Below are 19,421 nucleotides of genomic sequence, written 5' to 3' on the forward strand. Positions count from 1 at the left end.
TTTTATGACCCAAAACCCGTGGTATCCCGTTAATGCTTTGGAAAGTGGTGTCGATTTCAGCTTATTGCCATCAGTACCACTGGAACAGGATCCCCGCTGGCTAAGCAGCCGCGTCAATGCCTCGGACAAGCACATTCACTATTTTCTTCTAGGTGATCGGCAGCGTCCTCACGGTTATGCGCCTTTTTTTGTCCATCCGGGCACGCTCGCCTATTGCCTGGGAGAGGCGACTTTATTTCGTATTCCGGTGCTGAGGTATGCAATGCAAAGTATGCCTTTATGTGAAGATGAGGCATTGCTGCCTGATTTGTTCCAGCCGCTTTTCGATGCGATAGGCAGCCGCGGCGTGGTATTTTTCGAGGGGGTGCAGCAGGAATCTCGTCTGGCGAATCTGCTGAATGCATCCCGCGGCCCGGTGCAAGATCTATTTCACGTGGTGCCGTATGGCCCCATATACCCAAGACGTCTTATCGAACTGCCATCAGGCTCAGATTTTGAAGGTTATCTTCGAACGCTGGGAAGCAAAACCCGCGAGGACGTGCGCCGCACGCGCAAGAATTTTGCGGTGAAAGCGGGGGGGGCGGTAACGATGGTTCGCTATACGGAACCCGTCCCGACTGCAGAACTCGCTTCCGCCATAGCTCATATTTCCCGCAAAACCTACCAGTACCATTTGCTCGGCTTGGGGTTGGAGAATACGCCGGAACAGGTTCAACAGTTGCGCATCACCGCTGAGGAGGGATGGCTGCGGGCGTATGTTCTCCGAATCGACAATAAGCCAGTGGCATTCGGCCTCGGATACCGCGATCGCACGACCTACTATGGACACCACGTTGGCTACGATCCGGCTATTTCAAAATTGCAGCCGGGAATTTATCTGCATACCGAAGTCATGAAAGATCTGCTAGCGGACGGCATCTGCCGATTCGATTTTTTGCCTGGGGATAGTTTATACAAGCAGAGAATGTCGAACCGGTTGCGGGAAGAACGGCATTACTATCTGATACCACGGGGCTGGCCCGGTACGGGCTATGCCCGCATGCTGCTTGCCACCAATTTTCTTTCAGAAAGGATTGGCGAGTGGCTGCATCGCAGCGGCTTGAAAGAAAGAATCAAACGATTCGTTCGTGCTACCGCCATCAAGCATTCGGGGCACGACCATTAAATATGCTGCGGGAGAGGCTGGAGTTTTTAAGAGGACCCGGAGGACTTCGCGCAGCAGGTTTTTTCGGCTTGAAATTGCTTGCACGTGTCGAAGTGTTTCGCGTCGTATACCAGTACACGCAGCCGGACGGCGCACCGGCGCTACCTTCGGGATGGCGCTACTTGAGCCTGCATGATGATGAGACACTCTCCGCCATATCGGCCGGCATCCTCGCGCAGGCGGCCGAGCAATGTGGCCCCCCTCCCAGGGAAATTATTGGAGACAAAGGCAGCCTGCACCTTTTGATGATCGGGGATGTGCTTGCAGCGCAGCTTACCATTTCCCGCGGACCTAAAACGCGATTGGATTCTCCCCCCTTGAGCTTGAGCATGGCGACAACCGATGCTTTTTTGAGCTACCTGTACACATGGCCTGACTATCGCAGGCTTGGTGTCGCCAAGCGATTGATCTCCTCCACCGTAAACGATATAGCCGCGCATGACATCCACCGGGTCTTTGCGCACATTCGTGCCACCAACGTTCCGTCTCTGGCGGCATTTGAGCATGCCGGCTGGAAATCTGAAGCAAGTCTTCTATGTACCCTTGGGGGGCGCTTATTGATGGCGCCGGGAGCGGAGAGGTCCGGGCTGGGCTTTCGTAGCCTTGCGTGACCTGCACCACCTATTTTGACTATGGGTGAGGATCGTAGCCGTATTTTCCTGGCAATTTGCCGGCCAGGGCAGGTAAAGCAAGTGTCATATCGTGATATGGTTGTTGTCTGGGGTAGGGAAGGGCTGTGTGAATTCATTACGGCACGTCCTTGCAGAAGGTCCATTCGCCATCAGGCCCGCTATCAGCAACAGGTAGAAAAGGAAACTGAGGCGTGGCTCATCGGCCCAGCTGTTCAGCGTCCCTACGGCGATAAAAGCCATGAACGACGCGACCAGCGTCAAGCTCAGGGAATCGTTTTTCCAGGCCCGGGGAAGCCATGTCGCGATCGCATAGCCGATGAGCGCGAGGAATAAGAGCAGTCCAAGCCAGCCTTGTTCAAAGTACACGCTCAAAAACAGGTTTTCCACATGCCATGGAAGATAATTGTCGGTTGAAAAAAACCAATGATGCATTCCGCTGGAAAAATCGCTGTTGTGAACGAGATTGTTGCCCTGCATGTCTTTCAGCGTTACATTGTCCACATCCACCACGGTACCGGGAAGACTATTGTAGAGAGATAGCTTCACCGGCCGCTGAAATCGGCTGCCCAGTGGTCCAAAGCCTCTGGTGTCCATTTGCATTTCATGATGCATCCACTTGTTTTCGGCCTCGTTGCTTTGCAATGGGGCTACAGTACAAGTATAAGAGTACAGTATCGCCTTCTCGCAGAGAGTTACGGTCAGATCGACGTTTCGGGAGTTCGGGCGTAGATCCATCGAGAGAGTATATTGCTGCCCGGGCACGACCTTTACCGTTTGCTCCAGATATAACGGATCGCCGCTACCCAGTCTCAATATGCTGTTTCCCTGTTCAGTGACAAAACCATAGGTGGCGGTGCGCGACAGTGCGTTTGAATTCCAGTAGTATGCCGATGGAAACGTTCCCAATCCCAGGCCAAAGAACGATGCATTGTGCGATCGAACGATGTTCACTGCATCTTCCCAGTGCGCGGTTCGAGAGCCGAAGTCCTGCTCCATGGCTGCCCATCGGGACTGGCTGTATTTCCCGCTGATCACCGGCCAGGTAATCGCAATGGCCACCCCCGCGAGAGCCATCGCCGCGCTGGCCTTCAAAACATTGCCTGCCTGTCCGCGAAGCGAAAGTCTTGCAAATCCAGCCAGCAAGACAAAGGTGGATAATGCAAAGGCCACTTGTCCACCCCGCGAAAATGTCACCATGATGCTATACGCGCCCAGACCATAGAGGCCGATTGCAAAGATCACCGGCCATAATCGCTGCTGATGCCACGCAAATAATGCAACAAACGGCAGAGCTGCCGTCAGAAAAGCCTCAATATAAGCGCCACCGATATGCATTCCCGGGAAAGGCCCAGTGATGCGATAGTCGGTCTCGAAATTGAAGAGCCCGGGGAAGGTGGCGCGTTCCCAGAGAATATATGCTACGGTTCCCGCCAGACCTAACGTTACTCCGATAGCCAGTTTGCGCGCTGTCCGTGCTGGCGCCGCCCGCTCCAGACTCAGCAGGGGAATCAAGGCTATCGCGAACAACGGTCCCTTCGCCCCACGCAGCGCATTATAGGAGCTGTTATAGTTCGCGAATGCGTTATGATCGAAGGGGGCCAGGGGAAGCAAGCCTATGGCCAAACTCGCTGCCATCGATAGCCCAAACAGCAATAGCAATAATAGGGCGGGACGCGTCAGCGCCGGCTGGATGAATAAACCGGGACGCAGGCGTAGATAACTCGCGCCAATTGTCGCCAGAAGCACGGTGTCATATTCTGTCCAGAACAGGCGCCCGCTCCACGCCGATAAATCCAGCAGGGGCAGCATTGCGAGCGCGCAAATCAACCATAGTCCTGGTTGCCACCAGAGTAATAATATGTAGGCAATAAGAGCGGTCGAAACCCAGGCTGGACCCAGCGGACTGGTGGCCGCCGCGCCGATGGAGAGACATATCGCAGTGGCTCCAATAACTGTCGCGGCGGTGGAATGCGCATTCTCATTATCCGCCGCGTAGGATGCAGGTGGGGCAGATGGAGCAGATAGGGAAGGCGGGGGAGGGGCAGGCCGATGAGATGGTATGGGCGCAGCTTGCCTGACGCCGAGCAGCAAGTTCAGCAGCCAGCATGCCGAGGCTGCAGCCACCGCTGCAATCAGGATATTGGTCGGATCAGGATGCTGGGCGGGAACGAAAAGCTTGCCCGTCTCCATAATGCTCGCCAGCATTCCGGCAGCGAGCGCTGGCCATGCGTTGCGATGGATCGGATTATCAACTCTACCAGAATCTTCCCGAGCGGCTGGCGAGTTTTCTTTGCTCCCCCAGTGCCAAAGCCATATTCCCGCCCCAACAGGAAAATAGAGTGCGGCTTGGGACAACAAGCTTAGCAGCGCTATTGTTTCCGTGGTGAAGTAATGATAATAAAACGGCAGGAAATGAGTGTCTCCCAGCTTCAGCCCTGCCTCGGATAAATTCGACCAGGGGCTGGAAAACAAGCCATTGGCCCAGGCCAGGGCGCCAAGGTAGGGAATCAGACAGCTCGCGAGCACGGGCCGCGCGTAATGACGCGCCATGCGCCAATCCATGTCCGGGGCTGACTGCACCATTCCGGCACCCAGCATCATGCCGAGTGAACGGGAAAGGATCGATGCGCCTTGGCTGATACCGGACGCAATCATGAGCTGCAGACCTTCTATCAGTACGCCCAGCAGAGCTCCGGTTATCGCTGCAAGCACGAGGATATGCTGTTGGCGCACTGGAAAAAACAGCGCAGCCAGCGGCGCCACCAAGAGTGCCTCCGGAACCAGCCTTAACAGACAACCGCCCTCGCAGACGGGTGCAATCAGCCAACCCACGTTTGCAGAAGACAGTTTCTGACGCCACTCGTCGATCGATAGCAGAAAATCGTAGGGAAACATGCCTAGCACGATGTACGCCAGGCCATAGGAGACCAGGATAGCGGAGCGAGCGTTTGGGCCGCTGCCGGTTATGCTTCGGATCAGATGCGCGAGGCGGGCGCCAATGGCGAACCAAAGCGTGATACCTAACAAGGAGCCTGCGAGTTCCGCAAAGATATCGTTCAGCGAGACTGTCCGCGGTGCAAAAAACTGTTGGGTAAATTCGATGCTCAGAGCGACTGCTGCCGACGACAACAGCGACACAAGCGCACCCGTGAACACCAGCAGGGGATCGCGGCGTGTTCCCGCAATCGCCGCGCAAAGTAATAAACCGAAAGGAATATACAATAACAAGTTCGCGACCAGATCGGCTCTATTTTCCACCCCCAGTTCCAGCAAAGGGATATGCTGGAAATTCGCCCACGCAACAGAAAATGGAAGACTATGGAATTGGAACGGGAGCAGGCTCCCATAAACGATAAACAGCAGATAGCCTAGCGCCAACCGGAAAAGCAGCGACCTGTTGACCGTCGTCCTGCCCGGTGAAAAGTCGGTGGCCTCGCTCGAGACGTGGTTTTGAGGGGACAAAAAAACTATTTGATTACTCCCTTGGGATTCGTTTTGGAAGTGATTGTTTCCTGATGTATTGCACGAACGTCCTCCTCCAGTGCAGGAGAGAAAGGTTTTATTTCGAGTTTGGGCAGCCATCGCGGCCTGCCCTTGCCGACGCTATAGGCGCCCATTCTAACCCGCTCGTGCGGATCACCGTCAAAATCCAGTCCGGCGTCGGGATAATCGTCAAAAAACTTTTGCTCCTGTGCCTCCTCACGTACCTTGAGGTCGCGCGGGACCAGATTCATCTGACCCGGAGAAACGAACGGATTGACAAGGTAGTTACCCGCCTCGTCGGGCATACCGGTGAGATTTTTTTCCTGAGGGGCTCCACGAATCGGCGACCGGGCAAATACGATATTCGCAATGACCCATTGGTGATATGCCAGGGAGCCCAGGCCGCGAGCAAGCACGATGCCTGTGTTGCTGGCGATGATGGTGTTGCAGAATACGCTCACCTCACGCGGTATGTCATTATGCGGCTGAATCCGGATCGCATCGCCGAAGTGATTCACGAACAGGTTGTTGTAAAGGGCAATATTGCCTTCTCCCTGGAATAGGGATTCGTCCGGGTTTTCATAGAAAAAGTTGCCGTAAACAGCATACCGGTCATCGGCTCCGGAGCCGCTGACCGGCCAGTGTCCCACGAGCACGTTGGGCCGCGCCATTTCCCTGGACCCGTGTTGTCTCTTGCTGAAAACATTATGGCGGATGATCGTCGTGCTCGGTGCTGCCGGCATCCCCGGCAGCATCTTTCGGGGTTGCTGATGCTTGATCTGCAGGTTGTAGCCGAGCGTATCGACGATCAAATTGCGTTCGATCAAACCCGCGATGAAGGGCGCACTGCCATCCGAATCTCCAAGATACAGACCGGTTCCGGATCCCAGAATTTTATTGTTGCGGATTACCCAGCCCCAAGCCGGACACTTGGTTGAAATGGCAACTGTTTGTTGATGCCTCCCGTGTCCCCGTATGCGCAAGCCGTCGAGCGTGATGTGATGCGCCCAGTTTGCGTGGCCTTCGCACTTCACTCCGCTCACAGGCAGGTTCCTGCCATCGATATCCAGATTGCTGACAGTAATATAGCTGGAATTGACGATGCTGATCGTGTTGTGCCTGGGGCGCGCCACAAATATCGCGCGCGGCTCTTCCCTGGGCCCAGAGAGCATGATCGGCGCCTGTGGCGTGCCATTGAGATGATGGAGCGGGAGGCCATCCTTGTATACTCCCGGCATCAGATGCACGTGATCGCCTGGCGCCAGATCTTTCAATATGTCCCGGTAGGTGTCGGGACCGACGTTGTAGGCTGCACCGCAAGCAACGCCCGGAATGGCAGCCATTCCAGCCGATAGCGATATCGCCAGAAAAAAAAGAGCGCTGATTTCCCGTTTCATATATTCGACAAAATGCAGTGGCCGTTCATATCGCTGAAATTGGGATTGCTTGTATCGGATATTGCGGTTATAGTAAATGCAACTTGGTTGCAATGATAGCAGATATGCCTATTGATTTTCAGGAACGAGCAGACAATCTCATCCGGCAAACGGGTGAGCGAGCCACGTCAGGCAGAATCCGGGTTCTGGCAATGCTGCTTGCGGAGCAGCGGCCTGTTTCTCATCAGGAGATCGAAGAGCGCCTGCGTGGTAAAAGCAGGCTGAATCGGGTAACGCTGTATCGCATACTTGATTGGTTGAATGACAAATGCCTGGTGCACAGGATAGTGAGTGATGATCGGGTATGGTGTTTCAGGGCGAACAATGATTTACGCACGCATCGACACGCACATTTCAAATGCACTCGCTGTACTCGGGTAATGTGCCTGGATGATATGAAAGCCGAGTATGATCGCCCATTGCCCGCGGGCTACAGGCCACTGGAAGTCGAATTGACGGTCAAGGGGCTGTGCGCGGAGTGCGTATGAGAATTCCCGGTTTTTCAATGCGGGCAATGGGATGGATCCCCAGGGAGAAACGTCCGGGCCTGTACCTTAAGAGTCTGCTTCTTATTCTTATTCTGGCTTTGTCGTACGTCCCCGTGTTCCAGGAAGCACACGTGCTCACGCACGTGGATTCAGTTCACGAAACTCACCTCGATGACGGGTCTGTCTTAAGGGGAGTCAACAGCGGCGAAGTCGACGGCGAAGTCGATATCGACATTGATCGCGCTTGCCTCGACTGCCTCGCTTTGACGGGGCTCAGCATCATTTTCTCCACGCTGGCCATTTTCTTCCGTAATCAAACCCGCCAGCGCAGTCCGCGCCAGGACGAGGCTGAGCAGCGCCTCTCGGGCTCCGCATCACTTTATCCCACCCGAGCTCCTCCCCGCGGATGATGCTTCCGTCTATATAAACTACCAAGCGCCTCCCTTTCGAGGAATTTGCCGTTTTGGGGTATCGGTCCTTCGGGATCTATTCATCCACTGAAATTTCCGCTATTTGGCCTTCTTAACGCAACTGAGTTGCAATAAAAGCTGTGCTGACCCGGAAGAATCGGTGAGAACAACCGAATTCATCATCTCATGCGACCAACAATCCGATGCACGGGTCGGTCATCCCGGCACACGAGCGCACTCATGCTTTGCGCTCTCTCAACTCTACCCGCACAAGCGCAGGATTCCGCAGAAAACAGCGTATTGCCTGCGGTCATCGTCACGGCTACGCCATTCGAGAACCGGTCCGAGCTTGACATGGCTCAGCCTGTTTCCGTGTTGCGAGGCGAGGATCTTCGGCGCAAACGGGAGGCAAGCCTTGGCGACACCCTGTCGCACGAACTGGGCGTGGCATCCAGTTCCTTTGGCCCGGCCGCCGGGCGCCCGATCATCCGGGGCCTTGATGGTCCCCGTATCCGGGTTCTGCAAAATGGCATCGGCACGCTTGATCTTTCGAGCGTCAGCCCCGACCATGCAGTAACGGCGGAGTCTCTCAACGCTTCCCAGATCGAAATCCTGCGAGGTCCCGCCACACTCCTTTATGGCAGCGGAGCGTCGGGTGGCGTGGTCAATGTCGTAAACAGGCGCATACCCGATCAATTATTCGTCTCGCCGAAGGGTAATTTCGAGGTGCGGGGCAACACCGCGACGGCGGAACGCAGTGGTGCGTTCAACGCCTCCGGCAGCGTAGGCCGCACATCCTGGACTGTAGATGCTTTCAAGCGTAAAACCGGTGATTACCATATTCCAGGGCGAGCCAACGAAAACGATCCCAGCAGCCCGAAAGGCGTAGTCAGGAACAGTGCAATCGATTCGGATGGCGCTTCCGTGGGCGGATCTTTCGTAGGAGAAAGAGGCTTTGCCGGCATATCGGTTTCGCATCTGGAGAATAAATATGGCGTGCCAAGTCCCGAGGGCTCCAAAATAGATCTCAAGCAGACACGCTACGATATGGCCGGCGAATTGAATGATCCGCTCCGGGGTTTTGAAAGGCTCAAGGTGCGCCTGGGGTATAACGACTATAAGCATAATGAGATGGAGAGTACCGGAGAGATCGCCACACGCTTCAAAAACAGGAGCCTGGAAAGTCGTGTCGAACTTTTGCATGCGCCGGTAAAGAAGTGGCAGGGGGTGTTCGGTTTTCAATTCCAGAACCGGGATTTTTCCGCATTAGGAGAGGAAGCGGTGGTGCCCGTGACAAAATCCAATTCCGCAGGATTGTTTATCGTCGAGGAACGCAACTGGAATCGATGGCGAGTGGAACTGGGGGGGCGCATTGAGCGTGCCAGTCAGGATCCTCAGGGCGGCATGAACCCTTCGCGCGCATTCAATCTCTATAATGTCTCCGCAGGCACGGTGTGGAAATTCACGGAGGGCTACGGGTTGGGCTTGTCGGCCACCCGAGGACAGCGCGCACCGGCAACGGAAGAACTTTATACCCATGGCGCTCATCGCGGTACGGGAACATTTCAGAAGGGTAACAGCAACCTATCCAGCGAGACGACCAATAACATCGATATTTCACTGAACAAGCATGCGGGCGCAGTAAGATGGAAAATCAATGTATTCCACAGCTGGATAGACAACTATATATTCATGCAGGGACAGGATGCCAATGGCGACGGAATCGCCGATCGATCGGATGACCACGGTATTCTGGATCCGAACGGCGATTTCCAGGTGCAGAATTTCGTACAAACCGGCGTGAGGTTTTTTGGCGCGGAAGCGGAAGCGATATTTACCTTGAAGCCGGACATGATAGATTTGCGTCTTTTCGCCGACTACGTGCGCGGCAGGCTCGACAAAGGCGGAAACGTGCCTCGCATCACCCCCCCGCGGGTTGGGCTGGAGCTTGATCATCGCATGGGCCCGTGGACCACGAATATCAGCGCTATCCATGTGATGCGTCAAAGCCGTGTAGCGGAATTCGAAACAGCGACGCCAGGCTATACACTGGTCAATATCGATGCGAGCTATCGCATCTGGAAGACGAAATCAGGAGCGCTGAATTTGTTTCTGCAAGGTAAAAATTTACTCAACGAAGAGATGCGGGTACATACCTCCTTCCTGAAGGATTTTTCTCCATTGGCGGGAAGAGCGCTGGTAGCGGGCCTGAGGGGCAACTTCTGACGGAGTAATCGCCCCCGGCCCAGCCGGAATATGGCAAACTTCGGCATTCCACTTACCTTCCGTTTATCTGGGCCCATTCATCTGTGTCTTCCTACGAGCTATTCATCGGTCTCCGCTACACTCGCGCCAAGCGCCGGAATCACTTTATTTCTTTCATCTCGCTGATTTCCCTGCTGGGCATTACCCTGGGCATGACGGCTCTCATTACCGTCATGTCGGTCATGAATGGCTTTCAGAAAGAAGTGCGTACACGCATTCTCGGCGTGGCCTCGCACATCCAGGTGAGCGGGCTGGATGGAAGCCTGAAAGACTGGCGGCACGTGGCGGAAGAGGCGCTGAAGCATTCTCAGGTGGAAGCTGCCGCACCCTATGTCAGCGCACAGGGCATGGTATCGTTCGACCAGATTGTCAGTGGGGTGGTGGTAAGGGGCATACTGCCACGGATGGAAGATAACGTGGCGGATTTGGCGAACATGATGGTGGACGGAAGCCTCGATAATCTGAAGCCCGGAGAATTTGGCATTGTAATCGGCACGGGATTGGCCCGGGCGTTAGGCGCATTTACCGGAGACAAAATCGTACTGATCTCACCCCAGGGACAGGTTACTCCCGCAGGGATATTGCCGCGCCTCAAGCAATTCACTGTCACCGGCATCTTCGAAGCGGGGCATTCAGAATACGATTCCGGGCTGGTGCTTATCCATCTTGCCGACGCGCAGAAACTCTACCGCATGGAAGGCGACGAGGTTTCGGGCGTGCGGCTGAAGCTACACGATTTATTCGAGGCCCCCGAGGTGGCAAGAGAGCTCGTTCCGCTGATTTCAGAAGGTGTCTATATTACCGACTGGACGCGCCAGCATGCCAATTATTTTCGTGCGATACAGATCGAAAAGCGCATGCTGTCGCTCATTCTTGCGCTCATCATCGCGGTTGCCGCATTCAATATCGTATCCACCCTGGTAATGGCCGTCACGGACAAGCAGCCCGATATCGCTATTCTGCGCACCCTGGGAGCGAGTCCGCGAAGCATCATGAAGATTTTTATCGTCCAGGGAACGCTTATCGGCATCATCGGCACGACTTTGGGCGTCATAGGAGGCGTCTTGCTTGCCTACAACGTGGACTCGGTGATAGCGTTCATCGAGCGAATATTCAGCGTCCGCTTCCTCTCGCCGGAGGTCTATTACATCAGCGAAATTCCTTCCGATCCGCAATTGCCCGACATCGTGGCTGTCGCAACAGTGTCTTTCGTATTGACGCTGCTGGCAACGCTTTATCCCAGCTACCGGGCCTCCCGAGTCAACCCCGCGGAGGCGTTGCGCTATGAATAGCGCCATCATCTCGTGCCGCGCTCTCTGCAAGAGCTATTTCCAGGGCAAGCTCGAGGTGCCGGTCTTGACGGGTATAGATCTGGATGTCATGGCCGGCGAGACAATAGCCATCGTGGGCGCATCGGGTTCTGGAAAAAGCACATTGCTGCACCTGCTGGGGGGGCTCGATGCGCTTTCCAGCGGAGCGATCAAAGTCATGGGGCAAGAAATCGCGGTCATGGAGGAAGAGGAAAGATGCCGGTTGCGCAACCGGTCGCTGGGTTTCATTTATCAGTTTCATCATCTGCTTCCGGAATTCAGCGCCCTGGAAAATGTCGCCATGCCACTTCTGATCCGCCGCATGGACAGCCAGAAGGCATATGAGGCTTCCGCGGAAATATTGAGGCAGGTGGGCCTTGGCCATCGCCTTTCACATACGCCGGGCGAACTCTCAGGGGGAGAGCGTCAGCGTGCCGCGGTAGCGCGGGGCCTGGTCACTCAGCCGGAGTGCGTTCTCGCGGACGAGCCCACCGGCAACCTGGATCGCCGAACTGCCGGCGCGGTGTTTGATTTGATGCTCGAGCTTAACCGCGGTGCGGGTGCAAGCCTTATCATCGTCACCCACGATCCGGACCTGGCCAAAAGGGCTGGCCGGACATTGAGGCTGGAAGATGGCGTCCTGGTAGAGTGAAGCCATGCCTGAAAGCATTCGCTTTCAATCTCCGCGGGTTTAATTCCCCGCCCCTTGGGGCGAAGGCTGGCTGAAGCCAGCGGATTATAAGAGCGCAGTTAATCCCCGCTGCTTGCGGGGTGCTTGATTTCCGTATCAGACAGGTTTCTCCAGCATTGTGACTTTTCAGGGATTTACTCTGCGCCGCCTTGGTCGCTTGCGCCATTCATGAATGGCATATAGCCGCCATGCGCCTCGCACCAGAAAATAGCCTCCCATTGAGAGCACTATTCCCAACAGGAATAGTCCCGCCAGCAATGGCTTTCCTAGGGAAACCACCCAGTCGATCACTGCAGGAATCCATTCCAGAATAGGTTTATCCATCAGATGCAGTTCGGCTTGGGGCATGCTGCTGCCGCCATTGCCGGTGACCAGGGCGCCGATAGTATAGGCTGCGATATAAATGGGCACGATAGTCAAGGGGTTGGAATAAAGCGTCGTCACCACGGCCACTGGCAGATTCACCTTGAAAGCGACAGCAAATAAGGCAGCGAAAAAAAACTGCACCGGGTTGCTGCCCGGAATCAATCCGGCAAACAAGCCGGCCGCCACCCCACCCGCCACCGATCGGCGATGCAGATGCCACAGATTGTGATGATGCAGGCGCGTGCCGAATAAGCCGATAAACCGGTTTTGCCGAATACTCTCATGCGAGGGGAGATATTTTTTGAAGAATTTTCGAAACATGGAATGAGTTTACGGAAATACCGCCAATGCGTGTAAACATAAATCGGCCGGTTCGCAGGCATATGAAATCCGGGGGTATGCCAAGCTTGCGAACCTCTCGGCCGCACAGGAACAAGCCATGCTGGCGGGGCTGAAGCCATTCCTGGCGAACGACCATAAACAAAACCGCCGGGCGATGCTTCCAGGAGGAAGGCGGTAATGCAAAAAAGCATCGTTGCGTTCACCTTCGGGATATGGCTGTTGCAGCAACAGCCGATCCTCCCTTACCTCGGCTGGGTGTGGGTGCTTCTGCTGTGCGCGGCCCCGGCATTTTTATTATGCCGGTCCCATACTTCCATCCTTGCCGCTGCCTCGAAAATACTGCTCATTGTCTCATTTGCAGTCGCGGGATTTTTCTGGGCGGCCGCGCTTGCCCATTGGCGTCTGGCCGACGCGCTCCCCCATGAATGGGAGGGTCGCGATATCCAGTTGATTGGCGTGATCGCGGAACTTCCCCAGGCTGGCGAACGTGGTTTGCGATTCACCTTTGACGTGGAGCAAGTGCTGACCCCTGGCGCCATGGTTCCGGCACACATTTTCCTCACCTGGTACGATAACAGGAAAGGGTCTGGCGCCCAGCCTGTTGACCGCAGCCTGGGCGCGGGTGAGCGCTGGCGGCTGGCGGTACGTCTCAAGCGGCCTCACGGCAGCATCAACCCTCATGGCTTCGACTTCGAGCAATGGGCCCTGGAGCGCGATATCCGCGCTGTCGGCTACGTGCGGGAAAGCGAAGGCAACCTGCTCCTGGCTGAAATGGCCGGGCAGGTTCGGTACCGTATCGAACGCTTGCGCCAGACGATTCGCGAGAATTTTCTACAGGCATTGTCCCAGAACGAATATCGGGGAATACTTGTCGCGCTCGCGGTAGGGGATCAGCGCGCAATTCCTCGCGAACAGTGGAAAATATTCACTCGTACCGGCGTGAATCACCTCATGAGTATTTCCGGATTGCATGTCACCATGGTCTCGGGACTGCTTTTCACGCTGATGTATGCGTCATGGCGCAGGAGCCAAAGGCTCGTCATGTGGCTGCCCGCCCGCAAAGCCGCGGTGCTGGCGGGACTGGCTGCAGCATTAGGCTATGCGCTATTGGCAGGATTCGCGATTCCGGCCCAGCGCACTGTCTATATGCTGGCAGTGGTTGCCCTCGCTTTGTGGCGGGGGTGGCTTGCCTCCGCGACTTCCGTATTGGCCTGGGCCCTGCTGGCGGTCGTGATGCTTGATCCATGGGCTGTGCTTGCGCCCGGCTTCTGGCTGTCATTCGGCGCCATCGGGCTCATTCTGCTGATATCGACAGGGCGAATCGGTAAAACCAACTGGCTGACAGAATGGATCCGGGTGCAATGGGCGATAACCCTCGGCCTGATACCTCTATTATTGGCAATGTTTCAGCAGGTGTCCCTGGTTTCCCCTCTTGCCAATGCAATCGCCATTCCTCTCGTAAGCCTGGTGGTGGTGCCACTAACCCTGCTGGGAGCGCTGCCTCCGTTCGAGTTTCTTTTACTGCCCGCTCATGCTGTGCTGAACGGCTGCATGCAGATACTCGCATGGCTGGGAGATCTGCCGCAGGCAGTCTGGACCCAGCACGCGCCACCAGCGTGGGCGGTGGTGGCCGGCCTGGCGGGCGTCGCCTGGATGCTGCTGCCTGGCCGGTTCGGATGGGGCTTGGGACTGGTCGCGGGTTTTCCGTCACGCTGGTTGGGCATAGTCGCGTTGCTGCCGATCTTTTTCGTGCTTCCCGCGAGGCCGAAATCCGGAGAACTATGGCTTACCGTGCTGGATGTCGGCCAGGGATTGGCAGTTGTCGCGCGCACCAAAAATCATACGCTGCTTTATGATACCGGTCCCGGTTTCAATTCCGAGGCGGATAGCGGGAGCCGCATAATTGTCCCTTTTCTGCGTGCCGAAGGTATTCAGCAGCTCGACACCATGATCGTCACGCATTCGGATAGCGATCACAGCGGCGGGGCTCTGTCGGTGCTGGAAGCGGTGCCGGTAAAGCGATTGATCTCCTCCCTCGATAACGAACATCCGATACAACTCGCGGTGGAAGGGAAGGAAAGATGTATGGAGGGGCAATCATGGTCCTGGGACGGCATCCGCTTCGACGTCCTGCATCCGTTCGGACCGAGCTATGGCAGGCCTGGAATCAAACCGAACGGGTTGAGCTGCGTGCTGAAAATCACGACGGCTTACGGCAGTGTTCTACTGCCGGCCGACATCGAAAGAAAAACGGAATATGAACTGCTCAAGCATTATTCTGCTCTTCTCGGCTCCACTGTACTGCTGGCGCCTCACCATGGCAGCAGGACCTCCTCGACTGAAGAGTTTGTGCGCCAGGTCGATCCCCGGCTCGTGATTTTCAGCGTAGGTTACCGGAACCGTTTCGGCCATCCCGAGGCCGGGGTATTGGAACGTTATCGCACGCTGGGCAGCATGCTGTTGCGCAGCGATATGGATGGCGCCGTGATGCTGCGTTTCGGGGACAGTGGCATGATGGTCGAAACCTCGCGCATCCTTCAACGCCGCTACTGGCACGAGGCGAGTACGATGTAAACTTGTGGCAATGGACGGCAGGTTAACAAATTTGCGCGCTATGTTTTCTTGATCCTGAATCGGCAGTTAACCGCTCATTTCCAGTTTAGAGCCATGATCCACAAAGACTTTCCGTGGTATTCGACGTTCACCTGCGTGGAGAGTTCGCTACAGGGTGGATTGTGCGATATTTGCGGCACATGGTTGCGTTGCAGTTCCTTGGAATGGAATGGCCGTTGCGCCTTGCCCTGGACTCCAAAAACCGCACACTCCACCCTGTCCAACTACCGGATTTAGGATGATTTCATCTTCCAGAATATTGCCCATTGACGCTGGCGAGCCAAATGATTCTTCCTGGCCGGATAACATGGCATCAATCCTTTCCCCGGGCGAATTTGAAGCCGTGCGGCCTGCATTGGCGTTTTCACAGCCGCTTTACGCAGGCAAATTTCTCCCCACCGGTGAACCACTCGGCGAGCATATAACAGGAACAGTAGGCATTCTTGCACGGTTGCGGGTGGATTCCGATACTCTGGTAGCCGGCGTGCTTCATGATGTTCCACGCACCCTCGACCGGTACGAGAACGAGTTGCTTGCCGCATTTGGGGCGGTCGTGGCTCACTTGGTGGAAGGGGTGTTCCGCATGAGCCGCATTCGATCCCCTGGAAAAGGAAATGCCGTCAATGCAGCGGATCAGAGCGGGCAAGTCGAGGCTCTACGCAAGATGCTGCTGGCAATGGCGGAAGATATCCGCGTGGTCATCCTCGCATTGGCGGATCGGTTGCAGACAATCCGGTATGTCGCAACGCATGATATCTCCGGGCGTTCGATGGTCGCGCACGAAACACTGGATATTTTTGCTCCGCTGGCGAGTCGCCTGGGGTTGTGGCAAATAAAGTGGGAACTGGAAGATCTGTCGTTCCGCGTGCTCGAGCCCGAAAAGTACAGGCAAATAGCCGGTCTGCTTGAGGATACCCGGGTCAATCGCGAACGCTATATTGCTCTGCTGGTGGAAAAGTTGCGGCACGAATTGCGGCAGGCTGGTATTTCGGCCGAAGTAACAGGACGTCCCAAACATATATACAGCATTCACAAAAAAATGAAGCGCAAGGGAGTGGATTTCGGCGAGATTCATGACGCGCGTGCGGTCCGGATTCTTGTGAACGATGTAAAGGACTGTTATGCCGCCTTGGGAGTGGTTCATAACCTGTGGATTCCTGTTCCCAGGGAGTTTGACGACTATATCGCCAAGCCGAAAGGAAACGACTATCGCTCGTTGCACACGGCGGTAACCGGTCCGGAAGACAAGGTGGTTGAGGTGCAGATTCGTACCCATGAAATGCACCGGCATTCAGAGATGGGTGTGGCGGCGCACTGGCGATACAAGGAAGGGGCCAAGCGCGATGCGCCTTATGAAGAAAAGATCGCCTGGCTGAGGCAGATACTGGAATGGAAAAATGACGTCGATGATGCCGGTGAACTCGCGGAGCACTTCAGGACAGCATTATTCCAGGACACGATTTATGTGCTGACCCCCAAAGGAAAGATCATCGCGTTGCCCAAGGGCGCCACACCGGTGGATCTTGCCTATCAACTGCATACGGATCTCGGTCATCGCTGCCGAGGCGCAAAGGTTGATGGTGCCATGGTGCCGCTCGATTACTCCCTCCAGAACGCGCAGCGGGTGGAAATAATCGCGGCGAAACAAGGTGGCCCGAGCCGGGACTGGCTCAATCCCTTGCTGGGATATCTGAGAACTCAGCGAGCCCGCCAGAAGGTCAGGCAGTGGTTCAGTTCCCGCGAACGCGATTTCGTGGCACAAGGGCGAGCAATAGCCGAGAAGGAATTGCAGCGGCATGGAATGATGTCGCTGGCACTGGATAAATTGGCGGCACGGTTCAAGTTCACCAAGATCGAGACTTTTTTTGCCGCGTTGGCCCGAGGGGAGATCAATAGCAGGCAACTGGAAGAGGCATTAAGGACAGCACCGGAAACGGTTGTGCCAACTGTCGAAGTTCCGAAACCCGTAACTGCGGGAAGCATTCGTCAGCCATCTGGTGGCGTGCTCATTGTCGGGGTGGACAAGTTGCTCACCTTGCTGGCAAAGTGCTGCAAGCCGGTGCCGCCTGATCCAATCGCTGGTTTCGTCACCCGAGGGCGCGGCATCACCATACATCGGCGAGAGTGTGCCAGTCTGGCACGGTTGGTCGAGAAAAGTGGGGATCGGCTCGTGGCGGCGCAATGGAATGCAAAAAAGGGCGCGTCCTATCCGGTCGATATCAGCGTCAAGGCGCTGGATCGCCACGCGCTGCTTGGTGACATCGCTCAGGTTTTGTCTCGCGAAAAAGTTAACGTAATCGCCACGCGAACCCAGAGCCGGGATGCTACGGCGATACTGCAGTTTACCGTCGCCATTTCCGATATCCCGCAATTGCGCCGCATTCTGGGATTGATCAAGGGCGTGCCCGATGTCGTATCAGCTGAGCGGCGGTAGCCGCTCCACGCGGCAGAACATATCCTCATTCCTGCGCTTCGTAATAACGCCCCGCATCCCTAATCACAATACGTTCCATGCGTTCCGCCCACTCCTTGTTTGTCCCCTGACTCTCCAAGCAGCGATGCAGATGTCCGACGGCAGCAAATGGAGATCTGTGCCTCTCGCTTCTTCTTTTTTTACCACCTTTTTTTTGCTGACCGTTCCCCGATTTTGGTCCCGTTTAAGTCTTTGTAGCATAATCCAAAAACCTTATTCTTTCTTGACTTTGGGGGTTTTTTTAATTACAGTGGATAAAAGTGGGAAAAAATGGAGGAAGTTTGCGTGGCTTACTAAGAAGGGGATGCAATGTTTCGCGGTGGCACATCAATCAGTCTCGACAATAAAGGTAGACTCGCCGTGCCAGCGAAATACCGCGATGAACTGTTATCTTCCTGCGCGGGCCAACTGGTCATTACCGCAGATCCTTCCGGATGTTTGCTGATCTACCCCCAGACTGCCTGGGAGCCAATCGAGCAAAGGCTCAACAGTCTTTCGAGTTTTAATCCTCAAACCCGCAGTTTGCAGCGTCTTCTCGTCGGGAATGCCAATGATGTCGAAATGGATGGGGCCGGCCGCATTCTGGTGCCGCCAACGCTACGCCAGTTTGCCGGTCTGGTTAAAGACGTGATGCTGGTGGGGCAGGGTACGAAATTTGAATTGTGGGACAGCGGCAAGTGGGGTTTGCAAATAGAAAGCGCTTTGGTTTTCAAGGACGGGATACCGCCGGAACTCCACGGGTTTTCCTTGTGATCCGGTGCCTCACGTGTCTACGCACACGACGGTTTTACTCGATCAGGCAGTGGAAGCCCTGGCGATAAAGCCGGGTGGAGTCTATGTGGATGGTACTTTTGGCCGTGGCGGCCACAGCCGCTTGATATTGAGCCAACTGGGAAATAACGGAAGACTGGTGGCGTTTGACAGGGATCCGGCTGCGGTAGCAACGGGGAAAGCGATCGAAGACAGGCGGTTTCATATCGTCCATGCCAGTTTTTCCCGAATAAAGGAGATGTTGTGCCAGTTAGGTGTGGATCGAGTGGACGGGGTCTTGCTGGATCTGGGAGTGTCCTCGCCGCAGCTTGAAGAAGCGTGCCGGGGTTTCAGTTTTCAGGTTGACGGGCCGCTCGACATGCGAATGAATCCCGATGAAGGGGTTCCGGCGTCAGAGTGGCTGAAAGCGGTTCCGGAAACACAGTTGGAGGAGGTGATAAAAAATTATGGCGAAGAACGGTTTGCTAAACAGATTGCAAGAGCGATTGCTGAGGCTAGGGCGAGGCAGCCACTCGTCACAACACATCAGCTCGCATCGATTGTGGCTGCCGTCATACCGGCGCACAAGCGGGAGAAAAAGCAGAATCCAGCAACGCGGACTTTTCAGGCTATACGGCTTTATCTCAACCAGGAACTCGAGAAGCTCTCACTGGCACTGCCGCAATGCGTGGAAATATTGAATGCGGGGGGGCGGTTAGTGACTATCAGCTTTCATTCCCTGGAAGACCGGATAGTGAAGCGTTTCATGCGCGCATCGGCCAAGTGCGATGTCCTTCCGAGGAAGTTGCCATTACGTTCGCAGGAAGTGCGGCTTTTGAGTCGCCCCACATTGCATTTGATAGGCAGAGCAATCCGCCCGGACGAGGCCGAAATAGCGGCCAATCCCAGGGCTCGAAGTGCGGTGATGCGCGTAGCGGAACGAATTGACCTGTTTTGA

The 19,421-nt window shown here is 55.5% G+C and carries 14 protein-coding genes; 11 read left to right on the forward strand and 3 right to left on the reverse strand.

Going from position 1 to position 19,421, the window contains the following annotated elements; genetic code table 11:
- The first annotated feature begins 64 nt into the window (after positions 1-64).
- Both ACZ5CE_RS01815 and ACZ5CE_RS01820 read left to right on the forward strand, forming a co-directional pair.
- Positions 65-1,165 (forward strand): GNAT family N-acetyltransferase, encoded by a 1,101-nt coding sequence (locus ACZ5CE_RS01815; RefSeq protein WP_464576059.1) that lies wholly within the window; start codon positions 65-67, stop codon positions 1,163-1,165.
- 68 nt (positions 1,166-1,233) lie between these two features.
- Positions 1,234-1,815, forward strand: a complete 582-nt coding sequence (locus tag ACZ5CE_RS01820) for a GNAT family N-acetyltransferase (RefSeq protein ID WP_464576061.1) — start codon at positions 1,234-1,236, stop codon at positions 1,813-1,815.
- 84 nt (positions 1,816-1,899) lie between these two features.
- On the opposite strand, the gene ACZ5CE_RS01825 is transcribed toward ACZ5CE_RS01820, so the two are convergent.
- Positions 1,900-5,298, reverse strand: a complete 3,399-nt coding sequence (locus ACZ5CE_RS01825) for a VanZ family protein (RefSeq protein WP_464576062.1) — start codon at positions 5,296-5,298, stop codon at positions 1,900-1,902.
- 5 nt (positions 5,299-5,303) lie between these two features.
- Complete coding sequence (locus tag ACZ5CE_RS01830; RefSeq protein WP_464576063.1) at positions 5,304-6,716, reverse strand: hypothetical protein; 1,413 nt, start codon at positions 6,714-6,716, stop codon at positions 5,304-5,306.
- A gap of 104 nt (positions 6,717-6,820) precedes the next feature.
- Between ACZ5CE_RS01830 and ACZ5CE_RS01835 the strand changes: the two genes are divergently transcribed.
- From ACZ5CE_RS01835 to lolD, 5 genes are all read left to right on the forward strand, one after another.
- Positions 6,821-7,243 (forward strand): Fur family transcriptional regulator, encoded by a 423-nt coding sequence (locus tag ACZ5CE_RS01835; protein WP_464576064.1) that lies wholly within the window; start codon positions 6,821-6,823, stop codon positions 7,241-7,243.
- On the forward strand, positions 7,240-7,653 hold the full coding sequence (locus tag ACZ5CE_RS01840) for a hypothetical protein (protein ID WP_464576065.1): 414 nt from the start codon (positions 7,240-7,242) through the stop codon (positions 7,651-7,653). The genes ACZ5CE_RS01835 and ACZ5CE_RS01840 overlap by 4 nt, the downstream gene beginning before the upstream one ends.
- A gap of 240 nt (positions 7,654-7,893) precedes the next feature.
- The gene (locus tag ACZ5CE_RS01845; RefSeq protein ID WP_464576066.1) at positions 7,894-9,879 is read left to right on the forward strand and encodes a TonB-dependent receptor; all 1,986 of its coding nucleotides are present in this window, start codon (positions 7,894-7,896) and stop codon (positions 9,877-9,879) included.
- Between the two features lie 83 nt (positions 9,880-9,962).
- Complete coding sequence (locus ACZ5CE_RS01850; protein WP_464576067.1) at positions 9,963-11,210, forward strand: lipoprotein-releasing ABC transporter permease subunit; 1,248 nt, start codon at positions 9,963-9,965, stop codon at positions 11,208-11,210.
- The gene (gene lolD, locus ACZ5CE_RS01855; protein WP_464576069.1) at positions 11,203-11,880 is read left to right on the forward strand and encodes a lipoprotein-releasing ABC transporter ATP-binding protein LolD; all 678 of its coding nucleotides are present in this window, start codon (positions 11,203-11,205) and stop codon (positions 11,878-11,880) included. The genes ACZ5CE_RS01850 and lolD overlap by 8 nt, the downstream gene beginning before the upstream one ends.
- Positions 11,881-12,045: 165 nt before the next feature.
- Here the strand turns inward: lolD and ACZ5CE_RS01860 are convergent, their stop codons facing one another.
- Complete coding sequence (locus ACZ5CE_RS01860) at positions 12,046-12,606, reverse strand: DUF2062 domain-containing protein (protein ID WP_464576070.1); 561 nt, start codon at positions 12,604-12,606, stop codon at positions 12,046-12,048.
- Positions 12,607-12,804: 198 nt separating this feature from the next.
- Between ACZ5CE_RS01860 and ACZ5CE_RS01865 the strand changes: the two genes are divergently transcribed.
- The 4 genes from ACZ5CE_RS01865 (at position 12,805) to rsmH (ending at position 19,421) form a co-directional block, all read left to right on the forward strand.
- The gene (locus tag ACZ5CE_RS01865) at positions 12,805-15,201 is read left to right on the forward strand and encodes a DNA internalization-related competence protein ComEC/Rec2 (RefSeq protein WP_464576071.1); all 2,397 of its coding nucleotides are present in this window, start codon (positions 12,805-12,807) and stop codon (positions 15,199-15,201) included.
- A gap of 346 nt (positions 15,202-15,547) precedes the next feature.
- On the forward strand, positions 15,548-17,674 hold the full coding sequence (locus ACZ5CE_RS01870; RefSeq protein WP_464576072.1) for a RelA/SpoT family protein: 2,127 nt from the start codon (positions 15,548-15,550) through the stop codon (positions 17,672-17,674).
- A 348-nt stretch (positions 17,675-18,022) separates the two neighbouring features.
- Positions 18,023-18,466 carry a division/cell wall cluster transcriptional repressor MraZ gene (gene mraZ, locus ACZ5CE_RS01875; RefSeq protein WP_464576073.1) on the forward strand — a complete coding sequence of 148 codons (444 nt, stop codon included), beginning with the start codon at positions 18,023-18,025 and terminating at the stop codon, positions 18,464-18,466.
- Positions 18,467-18,470: 4 nt separating this feature from the next.
- On the forward strand, positions 18,471-19,421 hold the full coding sequence (rsmH, locus tag ACZ5CE_RS01880) for a 16S rRNA (cytosine(1402)-N(4))-methyltransferase RsmH (RefSeq protein ID WP_464576074.1): 951 nt from the start codon (positions 18,471-18,473) through the stop codon (positions 19,419-19,421).

The organism is Nitrosospira sp. TNL200, from assembly GCF_055386305.1.

Coding starts and splice junctions, on each gene's coding strand:
- ACZ5CE_RS01845 (WP_464576066.1), top strand. CDS start 7,894: ATGCTTTGCGCTCTCTCAACTCTACCCGCACAAGCGCAGGATTCCGCA.
- ACZ5CE_RS01830 (WP_464576063.1), bottom strand. CDS start 6,716: ATGAAACGGGAAATCAGCGCTCTTTTTTTTCTGGCGATATCGCTATCG.
- ACZ5CE_RS01835 (WP_464576064.1), top strand. CDS start 6,821: ATGCCTATTGATTTTCAGGAACGAGCAGACAATCTCATCCGGCAAACG.
- ACZ5CE_RS01865 (WP_464576071.1), top strand. CDS start 12,805: ATGCAAAAAAGCATCGTTGCGTTCACCTTCGGGATATGGCTGTTGCAG.
- ACZ5CE_RS01870 (WP_464576072.1), top strand. CDS start 15,548: ATGGCATCAATCCTTTCCCCGGGCGAATTTGAAGCCGTGCGGCCTGCA.
- mraZ (WP_464576073.1), top strand. CDS start 18,023: ATGTTTCGCGGTGGCACATCAATCAGTCTCGACAATAAAGGTAGACTC.
- ACZ5CE_RS01860 (WP_464576070.1), bottom strand. CDS start 12,606: ATGTTTCGAAAATTCTTCAAAAAATATCTCCCCTCGCATGAGAGTATT.
- lolD (WP_464576069.1), top strand. CDS start 11,203: ATGAATAGCGCCATCATCTCGTGCCGCGCTCTCTGCAAGAGCTATTTC.
- ACZ5CE_RS01840 (WP_464576065.1), top strand. CDS start 7,240: ATGAGAATTCCCGGTTTTTCAATGCGGGCAATGGGATGGATCCCCAGG.